Source organism: Actinomadura rugatobispora, from assembly GCF_055379765.1.
In genome coordinates, this window is sequence record NZ_AP029191.1 from 4,899,940 (window position 1) to 4,916,594 (window position 16,655).

The 16,655-nt window shown below is 70.6% G+C and carries 14 protein-coding genes; 6 read left to right on the forward strand and 8 right to left on the reverse strand.

What is annotated here, in order from left to right:
* Positions 1 to 124 precede the first annotated feature (124 nt).
* Together ACZ466_RS21655 and ACZ466_RS21660 are read right to left on the reverse strand one after the other, a co-directional pair.
* Entirely contained in the window at positions 125 to 1,204 is a 1,080-nt protein-coding gene (locus ACZ466_RS21655; protein ID WP_378280585.1) for an inositol-3-phosphate synthase, read from the reverse strand.
* Between the two features lie 53 nt (positions 1,205 to 1,257).
* Positions 1,258 to 1,899 (reverse strand): PadR family transcriptional regulator, encoded by a 642-nt coding sequence (locus ACZ466_RS21660; RefSeq protein WP_378280587.1) that lies wholly within the window; start codon positions 1,897 to 1,899, stop codon positions 1,258 to 1,260.
* Between the two features lie 842 nt (positions 1,900 to 2,741).
* On the opposite strand from ACZ466_RS21660, the gene ACZ466_RS21665 reads away from it, so the two are divergent.
* The 4 genes from ACZ466_RS21665 to ACZ466_RS21680 all read left to right on the forward strand — a co-directional run bounded on the left by ACZ466_RS21665 (position 2,742) and on the right by ACZ466_RS21680 (position 9,818).
* Positions 2,742 to 5,297, forward strand: a complete 2,556-nt coding sequence (locus ACZ466_RS21665; protein WP_378280589.1) for a transglycosylase domain-containing protein — start codon at positions 2,742 to 2,744, stop codon at positions 5,295 to 5,297.
* 470 nt (positions 5,298 to 5,767) lie between these two features.
* Complete coding sequence (locus ACZ466_RS21670) at positions 5,768 to 6,031, forward strand: hypothetical protein (RefSeq protein ID WP_378280591.1); 264 nt, start codon at positions 5,768 to 5,770, stop codon at positions 6,029 to 6,031.
* Positions 5,992 to 8,217, forward strand: coding sequence for a transglycosylase domain-containing protein (locus ACZ466_RS21675; RefSeq protein WP_378280593.1), 2,226 nt, complete (start codon positions 5,992 to 5,994; stop codon positions 8,215 to 8,217). The genes ACZ466_RS21670 and ACZ466_RS21675 overlap by 40 nt, the downstream gene beginning before the upstream one ends.
* Before the next feature lie 233 nt (positions 8,218 to 8,450).
* Positions 8,451 to 9,818 carry a glycosyltransferase family 87 protein gene (locus ACZ466_RS21680; RefSeq protein ID WP_378280595.1) on the forward strand — a complete coding sequence of 456 codons (1,368 nt, stop codon included), beginning with the start codon at positions 8,451 to 8,453 and terminating at the stop codon, positions 9,816 to 9,818.
* 8 nt (positions 9,819 to 9,826) lie between these two features.
* Here ACZ466_RS21680 and ACZ466_RS21685 read toward each other — a convergent pair whose 3' ends face one another.
* Positions 9,827 to 11,005 carry an epoxide hydrolase family protein gene (locus ACZ466_RS21685; protein WP_378280597.1) on the reverse strand — a complete coding sequence of 393 codons (1,179 nt, stop codon included), beginning with the start codon at positions 11,003 to 11,005 and terminating at the stop codon, positions 9,827 to 9,829.
* Between the two features lie 354 nt (positions 11,006 to 11,359).
* Here ACZ466_RS21685 and ACZ466_RS21690 point away from each other — a divergent pair, with 354 nt between their 5' ends.
* Positions 11,360 to 12,295 carry a D-alanyl-D-alanine carboxypeptidase family protein gene (locus ACZ466_RS21690; RefSeq protein ID WP_464043917.1) on the forward strand — a complete coding sequence of 312 codons (936 nt, stop codon included), beginning with the start codon at positions 11,360 to 11,362 and terminating at the stop codon, positions 12,293 to 12,295.
* 84 nt (positions 12,296 to 12,379) lie between these two features.
* On the opposite strand, the gene ACZ466_RS21695 is transcribed toward ACZ466_RS21690, so the two are convergent.
* The gene (locus ACZ466_RS21695) at positions 12,380 to 13,312 is read right to left on the reverse strand and encodes a helix-turn-helix domain-containing protein (protein WP_378280601.1); all 933 of its coding nucleotides are present in this window, start codon (positions 13,310 to 13,312) and stop codon (positions 12,380 to 12,382) included.
* A gap of 196 nt (positions 13,313 to 13,508) precedes the next feature.
* Between ACZ466_RS21695 and ACZ466_RS21700 the strand changes: the two genes are divergently transcribed.
* The gene (locus ACZ466_RS21700; protein WP_378280602.1) at positions 13,509 to 14,039 is read left to right on the forward strand and encodes a barstar family protein; all 531 of its coding nucleotides are present in this window, start codon (positions 13,509 to 13,511) and stop codon (positions 14,037 to 14,039) included.
* Positions 14,040 to 14,115: 76 nt separating this feature from the next.
* On the opposite strand, the gene ACZ466_RS21705 is transcribed toward ACZ466_RS21700, so the two are convergent.
* From ACZ466_RS21705 to ACZ466_RS21720, 4 genes are all read right to left on the reverse strand, one after another.
* On the reverse strand, positions 14,116 to 14,499 hold the full coding sequence (locus ACZ466_RS21705; protein ID WP_378280603.1) for a DUF4190 domain-containing protein: 384 nt from the start codon (positions 14,497 to 14,499) through the stop codon (positions 14,116 to 14,118).
* A gap of 388 nt (positions 14,500 to 14,887) precedes the next feature.
* Positions 14,888 to 15,658, reverse strand: a complete 771-nt coding sequence (locus ACZ466_RS21710) for a deoxyribonuclease IV (RefSeq protein WP_378280604.1) — start codon at positions 15,656 to 15,658, stop codon at positions 14,888 to 14,890.
* 241 nt (positions 15,659 to 15,899) lie between these two features.
* Complete coding sequence (locus ACZ466_RS21715; protein ID WP_378280605.1) at positions 15,900 to 16,055, reverse strand: hypothetical protein; 156 nt, start codon at positions 16,053 to 16,055, stop codon at positions 15,900 to 15,902.
* Positions 16,056 to 16,151: 96 nt separating this feature from the next.
* Positions 16,152 to 16,457 carry a hypothetical protein gene (locus ACZ466_RS21720; protein WP_378280606.1) on the reverse strand — a complete coding sequence of 102 codons (306 nt, stop codon included), beginning with the start codon at positions 16,455 to 16,457 and terminating at the stop codon, positions 16,152 to 16,154.
* Positions 16,458 to 16,655: the final 198 nt, after the last annotated feature.

A 16,655-nucleotide genomic window follows, 5' to 3' on the forward strand; every position in this document is an offset into this window, starting at 1 on the left:
TGCCAGGTTAGAGCCAGAGGGTGACAACCACCTCAACATCGGCGTTTTCCCTAGGGATGTAAAGGCGCCCCGGCGTGGATGTCCACTGCCGGGGCGCCTCATTGTGCCCGATGTGAGAAGGGTCTCAGCGCTCGACCTCGCCGCGGATGAACTTCTCCACGGCCTCGCGCGCGTCGTCGTCGTTGTACTGCTCGGGCGGCGACTTCATGAAGTAGGAGCTGGCGGACAGGATCGGGCCGCCGATGCCGCGGTCCTTGGCGATCTTGGCGGCGCGGACGGCGTCGATGATCACGCCGGCGGAGTTGGGCGAGTCCCAGACCTCCAGCTTGTACTCCAGGTTGAGCGGGGTGTCGCCGAAGGAGCGGCCCTCCAGGCGGACGTAGGCCCACTTGCGGTCGTCCAGCCACGGCACGTGGTCGGACGGGCCGATGTGCACGTCGGCCTTGGCCATCTCGTGCGGGATCTGCGAGGTCACCGACTGCGTCTTGGAGATCTTCTTGGACTGGAGCCGCTTCCGCTCCAGCATGTTCATGAAGTCCATGTTGCCGCCGAAGTTGAGCTGGTAGGTGCGCAGCAGCTCGACCCCGCGGTCCTCGAACAGCTTGGCCATGACGCGGTGGGTGATGGTGGCGCCGACCTGCGACTTGATGTCGTCGCCGACGATCGGCACGCCGGCCTGGGTGAACTTCTCGGCCCACTCGGGGTCGGAGGCGATGAACACCGGCAGCGCGTTGACGAAGGCGACGCCCGCGTCGATGGCGCACTGCGCGTAGAACCGGTCGGCCTCCTCCGAGCCCACGGGCAGGTAGGACACCAGCACGTCGGCGCGGGCGTCCTTGAGCGCCTGCACGACGTCCACCGGCCGCGCGCTCGACTCCTCGATGATCTGCTGGTAGAACTCGCCGAGCCCGTCGAAGGTGTGGCCGCGCTGGACGGTCACCCCGGTCGGCGGGACGTCGCAGATCTTGATGGTGTTGTTCTCGCTCGCGACGATGGCCTCGGACAGGTCCATGCCGACCTTCTTGGCGTCCACGTCGAACGCCGCGACGAACTCCACGTCACCGACGTGGTAGTCGCCGAACTGGACGTGCATCAGGCCCGGGACGCGTGTCTCCGGGTCGGCGTCCTTGTAGTACTCGACGCCCTGGACGAGCGAAGCGGCGCAGTTGCCCACACCGACTATGGCGACGCGCACCGAACCCATCCGGTTGCTCCTTCTCCTGTGTGCTCTCGACCGTCCCCGTCCGGCAGCCGTGGTCAGCGGTCCTGCTCGGGGGGCGTGTCCTGAGTGGTGTTCGTGGTTGTGTCGGGCCTGCCGGCCCTGGCCTGTGCTCGTTCCTGCTCGGCCCGCTCGCGTCCGATCAGCTCGTTGAGCCAGCGGACCTCACGCTCGACGGATTCGAGACCGTGGTTCTGGAGCTCCAGGGTGTAGCTGTCGACCCGTTCGCGGGTGCGTGCCAGCGCGGCGCGCAGCCGTTCGAGCCGTTCCTCCAGGCGGCTGCGCCGGCCTTCGAGGATCCGCAGCCGGACGTCGGCGCGGGTGTGCGAGAAGAAGGCGAAGTGGACGCCGAACCCCTCGTCCTCCCAGGCCGCCGGGCCGGACTCGGTGAGCAGCTCCTGGAGCCGCTCCTTGCCGTCGGCGGTGAGCTTGTAAACGATCTTCGAGCGGCGGCTCTGCAGGGCCAGGGCGGTGTTGGGCTCCTCGGGCCGGTCCTCGACGATGAGCCCCTTGGCGAGGAGCTGCTTGAGGCAGGGGTAGAGGGAGCCGTAGGAGAAGGCGCGGAACATGCCCAGCAGGGCGTTGAGGCGCTTGCGCAGCTCGTAGCCGTGCATGGGCGATTCGTGCAGCAGGCCGAGGACGGCGAGCTCGAGTACTCCCGCACCCTTCCTGCCTCCCATGCCCTCTCCACTTCCGCGGAGCCGGGACCCCGCTCGATGCGCCGGGCCGATATGTCGGCCCGATGTGTTTCCTCGATGTATCGAGTCAATGTATCGGCTCGATACATCGACAAGATACGTAGGGTGCCGCCGCCGTGGCAAGTCCGCCGGGGAAAGCCGTGGGCGCCGCGGCCCACCTCCGCAAAGATCACGATCTGTCGGGCGCTGAGCGGCAAGGCGTGACAGAGTGTGTGAATTACCACGACTCATGGTGTGGCCCAGGACGCGCCGGAGGGGCCCGTGGGCTTGCGGCATGCACCCGCGAATGCGGAGAATTCAGGGTCTTTGTGGTCGAAGTGTGCCAAGGTTGACGCTCGGAACCACCTGATCGCGTCGTACGTTCTCGGCCACGGCGACGACCTCCGCAGCCGGCGGGGGCACGTCGTACGGCCTCGCAGCCGGCGGGGCTCGGCACGACCCGAGGAGAGGTTTCGGCCTCGCACGGCGGTCTCTCGCTCACCCGCCTGCACAGTAATCTCGGACGACGCACCAGCCGTTAACCCCGTTGATGAGGTCGCGTGAGTAAACCAAGCCAGCCCCGACCAGAACCCAGGTCGACGTGGCCGGGCGGGCAGAGGACCCCCCGCTCCGGCAGGCCCGGTGTCCGAAGCCGGCAGGGCTCCGCCCCCGGCTCGGCGCAGCCGGCCCGTCCTTCGGCGCGCCGCGGCGCGGCCGGCCCGAACGGGCCCGGCCGTCCAGGCGGTCCCCGAGGCGGCATGCCAGGTGGTCCGGGTGGTCCAGGCGGTCCGGGAGGTCCGCGCGGTGGCGCTCCGGGCGGTCCAGGCGGTCCGCGCGGCGGCGGCATGCCGGGTGGTCCCGGCGGCCCGCGCGGCGGTCCCCCGGGCGGCGGAGGTCGCCGAGGCGGCCCCGGTGGTCCGGGCGGTCCCGGCGGCCCGGGTGGTCGCGGCCGTGGCGGTCCTGGTGGGCCGGGCGGGCCGGGCGGTCCCCCTGGCGGCGGCCGGGGCGGCGGCGGTGGCCCGCACGGTTTCTGGGACGGCCCAGGCGACGACGAGCGTAGAGGCGTCGGCCGCCGGCGCCGCACCGACGGCGACGGCAAGGGCTCCGGCAAGGAGCGCACCGGCTGGCGGCGCTACGTCCCCAACTGGAAGATCGTCACCGGCGTCCTGGCCCTGGGCTTCATCGGCTTCCTCACGCTGGTCGGCGTCGCGTACGCGCAGACCCCGGTGCCGGAGGTCGGCAACTCCGACGCCACCAAGACCGCGGCGATCTTCTACTACGCCGACGGCAAGACGGAGATCGGCCGGCTCGGCAAGAACCGCGAGATGGTCGCCATCGACAAGGTGCCCAAGCACGTCCAGGAGGCCGTGATCGCGGCCGAGAACCGCAGCTTCTGGACCGACAGCGGGTTCTCCCCCAAGGGCCTGTCCCGTGCCGTGTGGGTCAACCTCCAGGGCGGCTCCACCCAGGGCGGTTCGACGATCACCCAGCAGCTGGCGAAGAACTACTACCTGAGCGACGAGCGGACGATGAGCCGCAAGTTCAAGGAGCTGTTCATCTCGCTCAAGCTGGAGGACGAGCTCGGGAGCAAGGAGAAGATCCTCGAGCAGTACCTCAACACCATCTACTTCGGCCGCAACGCCTACGGCATCCAGGCGGCGTCCAAGGCGTTCTTCAAGAAGGACGTCGGCAAGCTGACGCCGGGCGAGGGCGCGGTGCTGGCCGCGATCATCCAGCAGCCCGGCAAGTTCGACCCGGCCAGCGATGACCCCGAGTTGGTCAAGCAGACCCTGTCTCGCTACAACTACGTGCTCGAGGGGATGCGCAAGACCGGCAAGCTCAGCGAGGCCGACTACGCCAAGTACTACAACAAGCTCCCCGAGACCCAGGAGCTGGGCGGGTACGAGACCTTCGGCGGCCAGCGCGGCTACATGATCAAGCGGGCGATGAAGGAGCTGCAGCGCGATCAGGGCATCTCCGAGGAGACGGTGCTCAACAACGGTCTGCGCGTCGTGACGACCTTCGACGCTATCAAGATGAAGGCCGCCAAGGACGCGGTGGTGAATACCGTTCCGGGGGACCCGGCCAAGCTGCTCAAGCGGAACATCCGCCTGGGGGTCGCCTCGGTCAACACCACCAACGGTGAGGTCGAGGCCATCTACGGAGGCCCCGACTACCTGAAGCAGACCTTCGACAACGTCTGGTCGGGTTCGGCCCAGGCCGGATCGGCGATGAAGCCGTACGTCCTGGCGACGGCGCTGGAGAAGGGGTACAGCCTCAAGAGCCTCGTGGACGGGCGCTCGGGCATCTCGTTCGACGGCACCGGCAAGGTCGTGCCCAACGGCACGCCGGGCGCGCTGAAACCGATCGTCAACAGCCACAGCGCCCCGGGCGCCATCGACCTCATCAAGGCGACCAAGGAGTCGTCCAACACCGGCTACGTGCAACTCGCGCTGAAGGTCGGGGTGTCGGAGGTCGTCGACAACGTCGAGAAGATGGGCGTCGCGGAGGACCTGGTGAAGCCCTACCGGCAGCAGGCCGGTCTGGCGCTGGGCATCAACGACATCCGCCCGATCGAGCAGGCGTCGGCCTACGCGGTCTTCGCCAACGGCGGCATCTACCACCAGCCGCACGTGGTGAAGGCGGTCAAGACCAAGGACGGCTCGGCGGACTACAAGAAGCTGAGCTGGAAGCACCAGAACAACGTCCTGAAGAAGACGGTGACCCGGGACGTCACCTACGCGCTGCAGCAGGTCGTGCAGCCGGGCGGCACGGCGGAGGCGGCCAAGCTCGCCGACCGGCCGGTCGCCGGCAAGACCGGTACGACCGAGAAGAACGTGGCGACCTGGTTCGTCGGCTACGTTCCGAAGATCTCCACCTCGGTGACGCTGTTCAACGACGACAAGAAGACGCTGACCCTGGACGGGCAGTCGGAGGTCTTCGGTGGTGGCATCACCGCCAAGATCTGGAAGGCCTACATGACGAAGGCCACCCAGGGGACCACGCCCGAGCAGTTCGAGCCCCCGGCGTGGGGCGGTGCGCAGCAGCAGTGGGCGCAGCCGCCGAAGCCGAAGAAGACCGAGCGGCCCGAGCCGGAGGACACCCGCCCGGCGTACTGCAACGAACCCCGCTTCAAGCAGCTCCCGCAGTGCCAGGACCAGGAGGAGCCCGGCCAGAACCCCGGCGACCTGCCGGCGTGCACGGCGCCGTTGCAGCAGAACTGCGACCCGAACAAGCCGCCGGAGGAGAACCCGAGGGACGACGGCTGGTGGTGCCAGACGCACAAGCAGAACCCGGTCTGCCGCAACGACGACCAGGGGCAGCCGGGCGGGCCCGGGGGTCCGGACGATGACGAGCCTGTCTTCCCGCAGTCGCAGCAACGGGCCCGAATAGAGGAGTAGCGGGAGAAGCGAGAGTTCCGGCGGCGGCCGGTCTCGTCCCTGAGGGGGCGGGGCCGGCCGCCGTCTTTCGTGTCCGACATCACGGACCTTCGGTCGTTAGCGCATCAGCACGGCTCAAGTCGTGCGACACGCCGGTCGTCTCACCTGATTCGGCCCTGATTCGGCCCATGGACTGACCCGGTGACCCCCCGCATCGAGACCTGCGCGTTACCCTCGGACGACGCACAGCCGTACTCCAGGGGTGAGGTCGCGCGTGAGTTACCCAGGCCAGTTCGGGCGACATGCCCAGGAAGACCCGGGCAACGGTGACTCCTCCATCGGGGGCACCGCGGCCCGCGGCAGGCATGCGCGGCCTGACGCGCATGGCGGCCACGCGGTGGAGGGGCATGGTGCGCTGCCGGAGCGGCTCAGCGGTTCGGGCGGTGCCAGGGTGTCCGGACGGTACGCCACGCAACCCCGCCACGGCGGCGGTGAAGGTCAAGGTCAAGGTCTCAGCGCCCTCGGCCTCGGCGGTGGCGGTCCCGCACACCCTGTGGGCCCGGCGGGTCCTGGGGGGCCTGGCGGTCCGCCCGGTCCCGGACGGCTTGGCGGCCCTGGCGGCCCTGGTGGGCCTGGTGGGCCTGGCGGTGGGGGCGGTGCGGGCGGTCGGCGGCGGCGCCGCGGCCGGGCCCCCAGGACGGGCTGGCGGCGGTTCGTGCCGTCCTGGAAGACCGTCGCCGCCGTCATGGGCCTGATGACGCTCGGCGCGGCCACCCTCATCGGCGTCGCGTACGCCAACACCCCCATCCCCACCGAGGCGCAGGCGGAGGCGATCGCCCAGGAGTCGGTGATCTACTACCGGGACGGCAAGACGCCCATCGCCCGGATCGGCATGCACCGCGAGAGCGTCCCGATCAGCCGGATCCCGCCGGTCGTGCGGCACGCGGTGCTGGCCGCCGAGGACCGCAACTTCGAGCACGAGCACGGCGTCTCGCCCACCGGCGTGGCCCGCGCCCTGTTCAAGACCGCCACCGGCGGCGACGTCCAGGGCGGCTCCACCATCACCCAGCAGCTGGCCCGCAACTACTACCAGGGCCTCAGCCAGAAGCGCACGGTCAGCCGCAAGCTCAAGGAGATCCTGATCTCGATCCGGCTGGACGGCGAGCGGGAGAAGGACGAGATCCTCGGGCTGTACCTGAACACGGTGAGCTTCGGCCGCCAGGCGTACGGCATCCAGGCCGCGTCCCGCGCGTACTTCCACAAGGACGTCCGGAAGCTGACGGTGAGCGAGGCGGCGATGCTCGCCGCGCTGATCCAGCGGCCCGGCTTCTTCGTCACCACCGGTCCCGACACCCAGCCGGCCAAGCGGGCCCTGATCGACCGCTGGAAGTACGTGCTGGACGGCATGGTCGAGGAGGGCTGGCTGTCCAAGGCCGAACGCGACAGGCAGACCTTCCCCACCACCGAGCGCAACTGGAGTGACGTCCCCGCCACCTCCCAGGCCGGCTACCTCAAGGAGCGGGTCCTGAACGAGCTGAAGCGGCTCGGCGTGACCGACGAGATGCTGGAGACCGGCGGCCTGCGCATCACGACCACGTTCGACAAGAGGCTCCAGGACCAGACCGCCAGTCTCGTCAAGCAGATCCGGAAGGAGAAGGGCCTGGAGGACGACGTGCACTTCGGGCTGGCCGCCGTCGACCCCAGGACGGGCGGGGTGGTCGCCGCGTACGGCGGCCCGTCCTACACCAGACAGCAGTTCGACAACTCCTTCGGCGGCAAGATCCAGCCGGGGTCGTCGTTCAAGCCGATCGTGCTGGCCACCGCGCTCGACCAGGGCATCAGCCTGCGGACCACGATGGACGGCGCGTACGAGCGCACCATCAACGGCGACACCTTCACCAACGACGCGCGCAGCGAGAACGGCGTCTACACCCTCGCCCAGATGACCGAGATGTCGATCAACACCGCGTACGTGGAGCTCGGCCAGAAGGTCGGGCTGGAGAACGTCGCGGAGATGGCCAAGAAGATGGGCGTCCCGCCCGGCACCGCCGACCTGGACAAGGGCTACACCAGCCTGCCGCTCGGCACGATCTCGGTGAGCCCGGTCACCATGGCCTCGGTCTACTCCACCTTCGCCGCCGAGGGGAAGCACATCCCGCCGCACGTCATCAGCCAGGTCACCGACCGGCAGGGCGGCCCGGTGCGGACCGAGCTCGGCAAGACGCTCAAGAAGGTGCCGTACAAGGCCGAGGAGGTGTTCTCGCCCGAGGTGGCCCGGGACGCCACGGTGGCGATGCAGGCGGTCGTGCGCTCGGGCACCGGAACCCGGGCGAGCCTCGGCGCCCGCCCGGTCGCGGGCAAGACCGGCACGACGGACGAGAACAAGTCGGCGTGGTTCGTCGGCTACACCCCGCAGCTCGCCACGTCGGTCGCGATGTGGCGGCAGGGCGAGGACGGCGCGCTGAAGTCGCTGCAGGGCATCGGCGGCTACAACCAGATCTACGGCGGCACCGTCCCGGCGGACCTGTTCGCCCGGTTCATGAACCGGGCCCTGGCGGACGAGGAGATCGAGCAGTTCGGGCCGCCCGGCGACGTCGGCACGGTGGCGCCGTGGGCCGTGCCGAAGCCGGAGCCCACGCCGCCGCCCTCGCCGTCGCCGTCCCCCGGCCCCACCTGCACGCCCGGCGTTCCGCAGATTCCGGGGCAGCCCGGTGCCGAGCCGTGCGTCCCGGGGGCGCCCGGCCCGACGCCGGGGCAGCCGACGGGGCCGCCGGGCGCGAGCGTGCCGTGCGACCGTTTCGGCCTGCCGATCGGCTGCGACCCGAACGTCCCGCCGAGCGATCCGCCGCCGGCGTGGTGGTGCGACCGCAACCCCGGGAGCCCGCAGTGCTCCCCGGACGGGGGTCCCGGCCGTCCGAGGGCGCAGAGCACCCGGCCCTGACGACCTACGGGCGCCGGTGATCCACAGGGCGTGTTCGCGGGTTTGCGGACGCCCAATAGTCTGCTGGCATGTCGTCGTCCTCCCCCGATTCCGGGGCCGGTCCTGAGAACGGGGCCGAGCCCGAGTCCGACGGTCCGGCGAAGTCACGCCGGCCGGCGAAATCCGATGCCGATACCGATGTCGGTGTCTCGAAGCGGGCCGGGGACGACGACGGGCACGGGCGGATGGCGCGGATGGCGCCGCTGCTGACGGGCGTGGCCGCCCTCACCGCCGTGCTCGGCTGGGTGCAGAAGCAGCCGTGCGCGTCGGCCTCGTTCGACTTCGTCAAGACGACGACGCGCGCCTGCTACACCGACATCTACCCGCTCTATTTCGTCCGGGGCCTGAACGACAACAAGGTCCCCTACTTCGACACCTTCTCCGGTGCCGGCGACATCAAGTACGTGGAGTACCCCGTACTGAGCGGTGCCCTGATGCACGTGGTGAACGTGCTGGTGCAGCCGTTCGGCCTGGACGCGCGCGGGATGGCCTTCTTCAACATCACCGCGCTGCTGCTGGGGATGCTCGCCGTGGTGACGGTGCTCGCCACGGCGTACGTGGCCGGTGCGCGTTCGCTGCGGACCGGCCTTATGGTCGCGTTGTCTCCGGCACTGCTGCTGACCGCGTACATCAACTGGGACCTTCTCGCGGTGGGGCTGTCGGCGCTGGCCGTGTTCGCCTGGGCGAGCCGCCGCCCCGCCTGGGCCGGGGTACTGCTCGGGCTGGCGATCGCCGCGAAGTTCTATCCGCTGCTCTTCCTGGGGCCGCTCGTCCTGCTGTGCATCAGGGCGGGCCAGTGGCGTGCCATGGGACGGCTCCTCGCCGGTACGGCGAGCGCATGGCTAGCCGTGAACCTGCCTGTGATGCTCTTCGCGTGGGACGGGTGGATCGAGTTCTACAGGTTCAGCCAGGAGCGGAACATCGACTGGGGCTCCATCTTCTTCTTCCTCCAGGACCGGGGGCTGTCCGGGCTCGACGACACCGAGAAACTCAATCTGCTCGGTACCGGCACGTTCCTCGTCCTGGCCCTGGGCATCGCCGTCCTCGCCTTGGCCGCGCCGCGCCGCCCGCGTCTCCCCCAGTTGCTGTTCCTCGTGCTGGTGGCCTTCATGCTGCCCAACAAGGTCTGGTCGCCGCAGTACGTCCTGTGGCTGCTTCCACTGGTCGTCCTGGCCCGTCCCAAGCTGCCCGCGTTCATCGTGTGGCAGATAGGGGAGATCCTGTACTTCTTCGGGATCTGGTGGTTCCTGCTGTCGGTGACCGTCCGCGCGGAGGGCGCCAACCTCTCCGAGCTCATCAATACGCTGGTGGGCTTCGACCTCCCGGCGGAGGGCATCGACAACAACGTCTACTACCTGGCTCTGCTGGCGCGGTTCCTCACCGTTGCCATGCTCGCGGCCCTCGTCGTCTGGGACATCCTGCGCCCGTCCTGGGACGTCGTACGCCAGGACGGGGTCGACGATCCGGCCGGGGGCGTGCTCGACCACGCCCCCGACGTCATCTCCCTGGGAACGCTGCGCAGGCGAGAACGCCGAAAGGCCGTCGCCCCCGCGACGGCCTGAGGGCGTGGTCAGGGCTTCTCGTCCCGCAGAGGCCGGAAGAACGCGCGCACGTCGGCGGTGAGCACCTCGGGTACCTCCAGGGCGGCGAAGTGGCCGCCCTCGGAGAAGTCCGACCAGTGCACGATGTTGTTGCCCGCCTCGGCGTACCGGCGGATCGCGATGTCCTCCGCGAACGCCGCCACACCGGTCGGGGTGGTGGGCGGCGTCGCGTTCCAGCCGCCGGCCGCGTGCATGTTCTCGTAGTACATGTTGGCCGCCGACCCGATCGTGTCGGTGAGCCAGTAGAGCATCACGTTGGTGAGCATGCGGTCGCGGTCGATGGCGGCCTCGGGCAGGGCCTCCGACGGGTGGGACCACTCCTTGAACTTCTCCACGACCCAGGCCAGCTGCCCCACGGGGGAGTCGGTGAGCCCGTAGGCCAGCGTCTGCGGCCGGGTGGCCTGGATCTGGAAGTAGGCGCTTCCGTCCTCGGTCCAGTGCGCGCGCCGCTCCAGCCGCGCCCGCTCCACGTCCGTCAGCCCGGCCCGCTCGTCCTCCGGCACCTCACCGAAGGGGATGAACCCGAAGGTCGCCGCGTTGACGTGCACGCCGACGACCTTGCCGGTGTCGATCCGGCCGAGCTCGGGAGCGATGAAGGCGCCCAGGTCGCCGCCCTGCGCGCCGTACCGCTCGTACCCGAGCCGGCTCATCAGCTCGGCGAACGCGGCGGCGGTGCGGCCGGTGCTCCAGCCGGGCTCCCGGGTCGGACCGGACAGGCCGAAGCCGGGCAGCGACGGGATGACCACGTGGAAGGCGTCGGCCGGGTCGCCGCCGTGCGCGCGGGGATCGGTGAGCGGCCCGATCATGTCGAGGAACTCCACGATCGAGCCGGGCCAGCCGTGCGCGAGGAGCAGCGGCAGCGCGTCCGGCTCGGGCGAGCGCACGTGCAGGAAGTGCACGGTCGCGCCGTCGATCTCGGTGACGAACTGCGGGTGCCGGTTGAGCTCGGCCTCGTGCGCCCGCCAGTCGTAGGAGGTGCGCCAGTACTCGGCGAGCTCGCGCAGGTAGCCCGCCGGGACGCCACGTTCCCACGGCCCGCCGGGCAGCGCCGCGCCCCAGCGGGTGCGGGCGATGCGGTCGCGCAGGTCGTCGAGGTCGGCCTGGGGGATCTCGATGCGGTACGGGCGGATCTCGCTGCTGCCGGTCATGGGCGTCCCCTTCCAGAACGGATCGTTCTGTTCCCACACTATCAGAACGGAATGGTCCATTCCGCAGTATGTGGGCGCAGGGTCAAGATCTGGTACAGCGCGGTCGAGCGGCGGCCCCGCAGGGTAGATCACCCGACCATGCGGATCACATTGATCACCGCGGTCACTCTGACCTGTGCGATCACACTGGCACCACCGGCCGCCCCCGCCCCAGCGGCGCCAGTTCAGAGCGCGTCCCCCGCGACGGGGCAGGCCCGCCCCGCCTCCGCACTCTCATCGACGCCGGGAACCCATATGTCGCCCGGAGCGGTCGCGCCAGTCATCGCCGGGCCGGCGCAGGGCGCGTACGTCGCTATGGGGCAGGCCAGCCCCGCTTCTGCACCCGCGCTCGCCGCCGCAGCGTCGAATGCGGCGCCCCGGGCGGTCGCGCCAGGCATCGCCGGGCCAAGGCAAGCCGCGTACACCGGGGTCCAGACCAGCTCCGCGCCCGGGGCGGTCGCGTCGAACATCGCCGGGCAGGGGGCGTACGCCGCGAGGGGACCGACCGGGGTCCAGGCGCGATCCGCCTACCTGCTCGATGCCCGGACGGGCCGCACGCTGTGGTCCAGGCGGCCCAACGATCGCCGCGCGATCGGCAGCATCACCAAGGTCATGACCGCCGTCGTCGTGCTCCGCTCGGCACGTCCCGACCGCACCATCACCATCCGCCCGCGGCACGTGTCCTACGCGGCCCGCCGCAACGGCTCCACCGCAGGGCTGCGTCCCGGCGACCGCCTCACGACCCGGGAACTGCTGCACGCCCTGCTGCTGCCGTCCGGATGCGACGCGGCCGCCGCCCTCGCCGACACCTACGGTCCGGGGCCAAGGCGGTTCGTCCGCAAGATGAACGCGACCGCGCGCGCCCTCGGCCTCACCCGCACCCGCTACGACGACGTGGCCGGGCTCCCGCCCTCACCGGGCCACTCCACCGCCCGCGACCAGGCCCGGCTGGGCCGGTACGCGCTGCGCTTCCGGGCGTTCCGCGAGACCGTCCGCCGCGGGCAGCACGTCCTGCCCGCGACCCGCCGCCACCAGCGGTACGTGTGGACCAGCACCAATGCCCTCCTGAGCGGCTATCCCGGCATCATGGGCATCAAGACCGGTCACACCTCGGCCGCCGGCTACAGCATGCTGTTCGCCGCGCGGCGCAAGGGCCGGACGCTGGTCGGCGTCGTCCTGGACAGCTCGCGCACCGAGTACAGGGCCCGTTTCACCGACGCCGCCAAGGTCCTGAACTGGGGCTTCCGATAGTCGCCTCCCGCGGTGCGGGAGCCGGCCGCCGCCCGCGTCCAGGAGACCGGGCGGCGAGCCGGCGCCGCTGCGCGGAGCGCTCGCCTAGGAATGCGCGCGGAGCGCGGCGATGAACCACTCGAAGACCGGCGTCAGGGTCGGCGGAACGGACGGCCACCCGTTGATCGTCGCGAGAAGCTGCCAGTAGCGCTCCGCCCGCCGGTCGTTGCCGATCTCCATGCGTTCCAGCAGCAGCCTGCGGTACGCCGCGTCGTCGGTGGCACCGAAGGCCGCGGCGTACGCGGCCACCAGGCCGTCCACCACGGGCGCCGCCTCGGCCGATTCCGGCGCGATCCCGGCGGCCCGCGCGGCCTCCACCCGCTCCTGCGTGACCTCCGCGAGCTCCATGCCGCCGGCCTGGTCCGCCGGGACGGGGTTGGCCGCCTGGTACTCGATCATCTGCCGGATCCGCGCCTTGAACCCGGGGTCCTGGACGAGCTCCGCCAGCTCCACCCAGGCCGCCACCTGCTCCGGCTGGGGATCGTCGGGCAGCTCCGGCATGGCCGAACGCAGCTTGGCCGCGAACGCCGGATCGGCGTCCAGGCCCGCGTAGGCCTCGTCGATGAAGTCGGTGATGATGCGCCTGCGCTCCTCGTCGGAGAGCTTGGCGAGCTTGTGCATGAGTTCCATCTCCTCGGGACCGGATCGGTGTTTGGCCACCGCCCGCATGACCGCCCTGCGCAGCCGCAGCGTGCGGATCTGGACGTCCAGGGCCTCGGCGTGCGCCGCGGCCACCTCCGACACCGTGATCTCGCGGGCCAGCACGCGCTGGACCGTCGCCAGGTCCACACCCAGCTCGCGCAGCGTGCGGACGAGGTCGAGCCGGGCCACGGCGTCCAGGTCGTACAGGCGGTAGCCGGTGTCGGTGCGATCGGCCGGCGGCACCACGCCCGCGTCCGAGTAGAACCGGATCGTCCGCACCGGAAGGCCGGTGCGGCGGGCCAGTTCACCGATCGTGTAGAGGGTGTCGCCGTCCATGTCCCTCACCTTCGGGTCTCCAGTCGGTGGAGACTCAAGCCCGTTCTCCCCGGGCACTTCCGTCCCTCCCCCTCGAAACCTTCAACCCTGCATGGCGGGTCCCGATCCGGGGAGACTCGCACGGTCACGGGGGGTCCGAGGACGGGGCCCGATGTGGACGGAGAATATGCGGAACGGGGCAGGGGACCCCGCGCCGATGGCGACCGATCCGTACCGGAAGGTCCGTACCGGAGAAGTGACGGTGCCGGAAGAAGACGTGGGCGCGAACCGCGCGCTGACCGACTTGATCGAGGGACGGCTGAAGCCGGGCGTCTACCAGTGGCGCGCCCCCGCGGCCCCGGGAGCGGGCGTCGCCGGCGCGGACTGGCCCGCGCGGGCGGAGGATCGGGGCTGGCGGGCCTTCTACCTGAACGGGCGCCGCGCCCGCGACAAGGAGTCGTTCCTGCGGCTGTCCGCGGAGGCGTTCGACTTCCCGGAGTGGTTCGGCGGCAACTGGGACGCCTTCGAGGACTGCCTGAGGGACCTGTCCTGGGCGCCGACCAGCCGCGGCTACCTCGTCCTGTACGAGTCGTGGGCCGAACTGGCGGAAGCGGATCAGCGCGCGTTCCGTACGGCGCTCGACGTCCTCTCCGGCGCCGTCACCGCATGGCAGGACACCGCCACCCCCATGTCCGTGCTGCTGTCGAGCATCGGCGTGGAGGTGGCGGGCGTTCCCAAACTCGGGTGAGGAGCGGCAGAGAGAACACCCAGGCCTGTCCCCGGCGCCAAGCCTCTGCGAAGCCCGGACCCAGTAGGGCCTCGGCTCAGTAGGTGGTGCCGCCGCTCTCGTTGAGACTCCAGATCGCCGCACCATAGATGCCGACGACCACGATCCAGTAGATCAGCCCCAGCAGGGCGAAGATGTAGCCCAGCACCAGACCGGCCACGGCCATCCCGGACCCCTGCTCGCCGGTGCGCCGGATCTGGCTCTGCGCGACGTGCCCGAAGATGATCGCCCCGACGGAGAACAGGACGCCACCGCAGGTGATGACCCCGATGATGCCGAGGACCATCGAGGTGATCGCCATGCCGTTGTTGCGCGGCGCCATCGGCGGCCCGCCACCGTAGTAGTGGTGCTGCACCGCGGGCTGCTGGTACGGGTCGGAATGCCCGTAGCCGCCGTACGGGTCGTAAGGGGGTTGTGCCATTGACTTCCCGATCGTTCGGCGCGCCCGTCGTCGCATGGTCACGCGCGCGTGCGCTGGGGCTGAGGTCGTCTTCCGGATTATGCCAGTGTGGTGCTTACTCGCGCTTTGCGGTGCTGTGAGAGATTAGATGCCGCGTCCAAGCGCGAGGTTCCTGCGAACCTCGGGAATTTACTCCCGTCCCAATCCGGCCCCGGGCCCCGTCCGGGAACCCGCGCGGCTCCCCCGCAGGTCGGCGGCCCGGGAATGCCGCCGCTCCCCCGCGATGCTCACACGCGGCGACGTGGTCATGCGCCAAGGCCGGAACGACCGAAAGCGGCCCCGCTCCAGGAGATCGAAACCCTGCATTTCCGCGCGCGAACGTCCGCCGATCCGGGCGGCCCGCCGAAGATCAGGTCAGATTGGAGCGGAGCAGCGCGATGTCGGCCGCCTGCCCGTCGCCGGGGGTCTCCACGATGACCGGGGCGCCCGCGGCCCGTACGACCGACAGGATCAGGTCGGTCTCGATGGTGCCCGAGCCCAGGTTGGCGTGCCGGTCGGCGCCGGAGCCGAACGCGTCGCGGCTGTCGTTGCAGTGCACCAGGTCGATGCGCCCGGTGATGGACTTGATCCGGTCGACGGCGTCGATGAGCTCCTCCCCGGCCGCGTGCGCGTGGCACGTGTCCAGGCAGAAGCCGAGCTTGGACTCGAGACCGTCCACCCCCGTCAGGACCTCCCACAACCGGGCGATCCGGTCGAACTTGCGGGCCATCGCGTTGTCGCCGCCCGCCGTGTTCTCGATGTAGACCGGGATGGGGCAGTCGATGCGCTCGAAGACCTTCCGCCAGTTCTCGTAGCCGGTCTCGGGGTCGTCGGCCTTGAGGACATGCCCCCCGTGCACGATCAGCGCCTTGGCGCCGATCGACGCCGCCGCCTCCAGCTGCTGCTGGAGGATCTTGCGGCTCGGGATCCGGATCTTGTTGTTGGACGTCGCCACGTTGACCACGTAGGGGGCGTGCACGTACACGTCCACGTCGGAGTCCTGGACCGCCTTCGCGCCCTCGGGGATCACGGGCTTCTTCCAGCCCTGCGGGTCGCCCAGGAAGAACTGGACGACGTCCGCCTCGCGAGCGCGGGCGCTCTCGAGCGGGTCGGTCTGGTCGACATGGGCTCCGATGCGCATGCCTCCGAGGGTATCCGGCGCCAGCACCCCAGGCACGCCCGATGGCAACGCCCCACCAGGCCCCCGCCGAGACCACCGCCCGAGAACCCCGGCCACGACCAGCCGCCACGACCAGCCGCCGGGACCGGCAGCCGGGATCAACGGCCGGGGCCAGTCGCCGGGATCAGCGGCCGGGATCAGCGGCCCGGATCAGCCGCCGGGATCAGCGGCCGGGACCGGCGGCCGGGACCAGTCGCCGGGATCAGCGGCCGGGACCGGCGGCCGGGGCCAGCAGCCGGGACCAGCGGCCGGGACCAGCCGCCGGGGCCAGCAGCCGGGACCAGCGGCCGGGACCAGCCGCCGGGGCCAGCGACCAGAACCAGCCGCCGAGATCAGCGGCCGGAGCGATCGGGATCAACCGCCGGGACCAGCGGCCGGGGCCAGCAGCCGGGACCAGCGACCGGATCAGCGGCCTGGGATCACCCGCCTGAGGTCAGCCGCCGGGGGCGGCGGCTCAGATGGAGAAGCCGCCGTGGCTGAGGGCGAAGGCGGCCCCGATGAACGCGGCCACCATGCCGACCACGTTCAGCCAGCGCTCCCCGGTCGTCGCGGAGACCATCTGCGAGTAGAGGGCGAGCGGAAGCCCGATCACTCCCGCCAGGGCGCCGAAGAAGTGGGTGGCCGGGATGAATCCCAGCACGAGGGCGAGCAGCCCGGTGGTGAGCGCGGCCACCGCCAGAGAGTTCTCCACCGGATGGCGCTCGCCGTCGGTGTTCAGAGTGAGGGCCGACCGTTTCCTCCCGGCTGCCTCCTGCGACATCGGGACACCTCCTGCCGGTGCGGGCGTGTTCGCCGTCTCCGTCGGGACGCGCGGGTACCGGACGGGCTGCCGGAACGCGCCCGTACAAGGGATTCCCCCGGAAACGAATGATCATTCGGCTGTCCGCTCCCCGAAATTGTCGGCGGCACCCGGTACGGTCGAACATGGATTCGAGGACGCCGGTCCCGGTCCGCCCCG

Bases quoted from the DNA above. Each gene is read 5' to 3' on its own strand.
- ACZ466_RS21655 (WP_378280585.1), bottom strand. From the start codon at position 1,204: ATGGGTTCGGTGCGCGTCGCCATAGTCGGTGTGGGCAACTGCGCCGCT.
- ACZ466_RS21660 (WP_378280587.1), bottom strand. From the start codon at position 1,899: ATGGGAGGCAGGAAGGGTGCGGGAGTACTCGAGCTCGCCGTCCTCGGC.
- ACZ466_RS21665 (WP_378280589.1), top strand. From the start codon at position 2,742: ATGCCGGGTGGTCCCGGCGGCCCGCGCGGCGGTCCCCCGGGCGGCGGA.
- ACZ466_RS21680 (WP_378280595.1), top strand. From the start codon at position 8,451: ATGGCGCCGCTGCTGACGGGCGTGGCCGCCCTCACCGCCGTGCTCGGC.
- ACZ466_RS21685 (WP_378280597.1), bottom strand. From the start codon at position 11,005: ATGACCGGCAGCAGCGAGATCCGCCCGTACCGCATCGAGATCCCCCAG.
- ACZ466_RS21690 (WP_464043917.1), top strand. From the start codon at position 11,360: ATGGGGCAGGCCAGCCCCGCTTCTGCACCCGCGCTCGCCGCCGCAGCG.
- ACZ466_RS21695 (WP_378280601.1), bottom strand. From the start codon at position 13,312: ATGGACGGCGACACCCTCTACACGATCGGTGAACTGGCCCGCCGCACC.
- ACZ466_RS21700 (WP_378280602.1), top strand. From the start codon at position 13,509: ATGGCGACCGATCCGTACCGGAAGGTCCGTACCGGAGAAGTGACGGTG.
- ACZ466_RS21705 (WP_378280603.1), bottom strand. From the start codon at position 14,499: ATGGCACAACCCCCTTACGACCCGTACGGCGGCTACGGGCATTCCGAC.
- ACZ466_RS21710 (WP_378280604.1), bottom strand. From the start codon at position 15,658: ATGCGCATCGGAGCCCATGTCGACCAGACCGACCCGCTCGAGAGCGCC.
- ACZ466_RS21720 (WP_378280606.1), bottom strand. From the start codon at position 16,457: ATGTCGCAGGAGGCAGCCGGGAGGAAACGGTCGGCCCTCACTCTGAAC.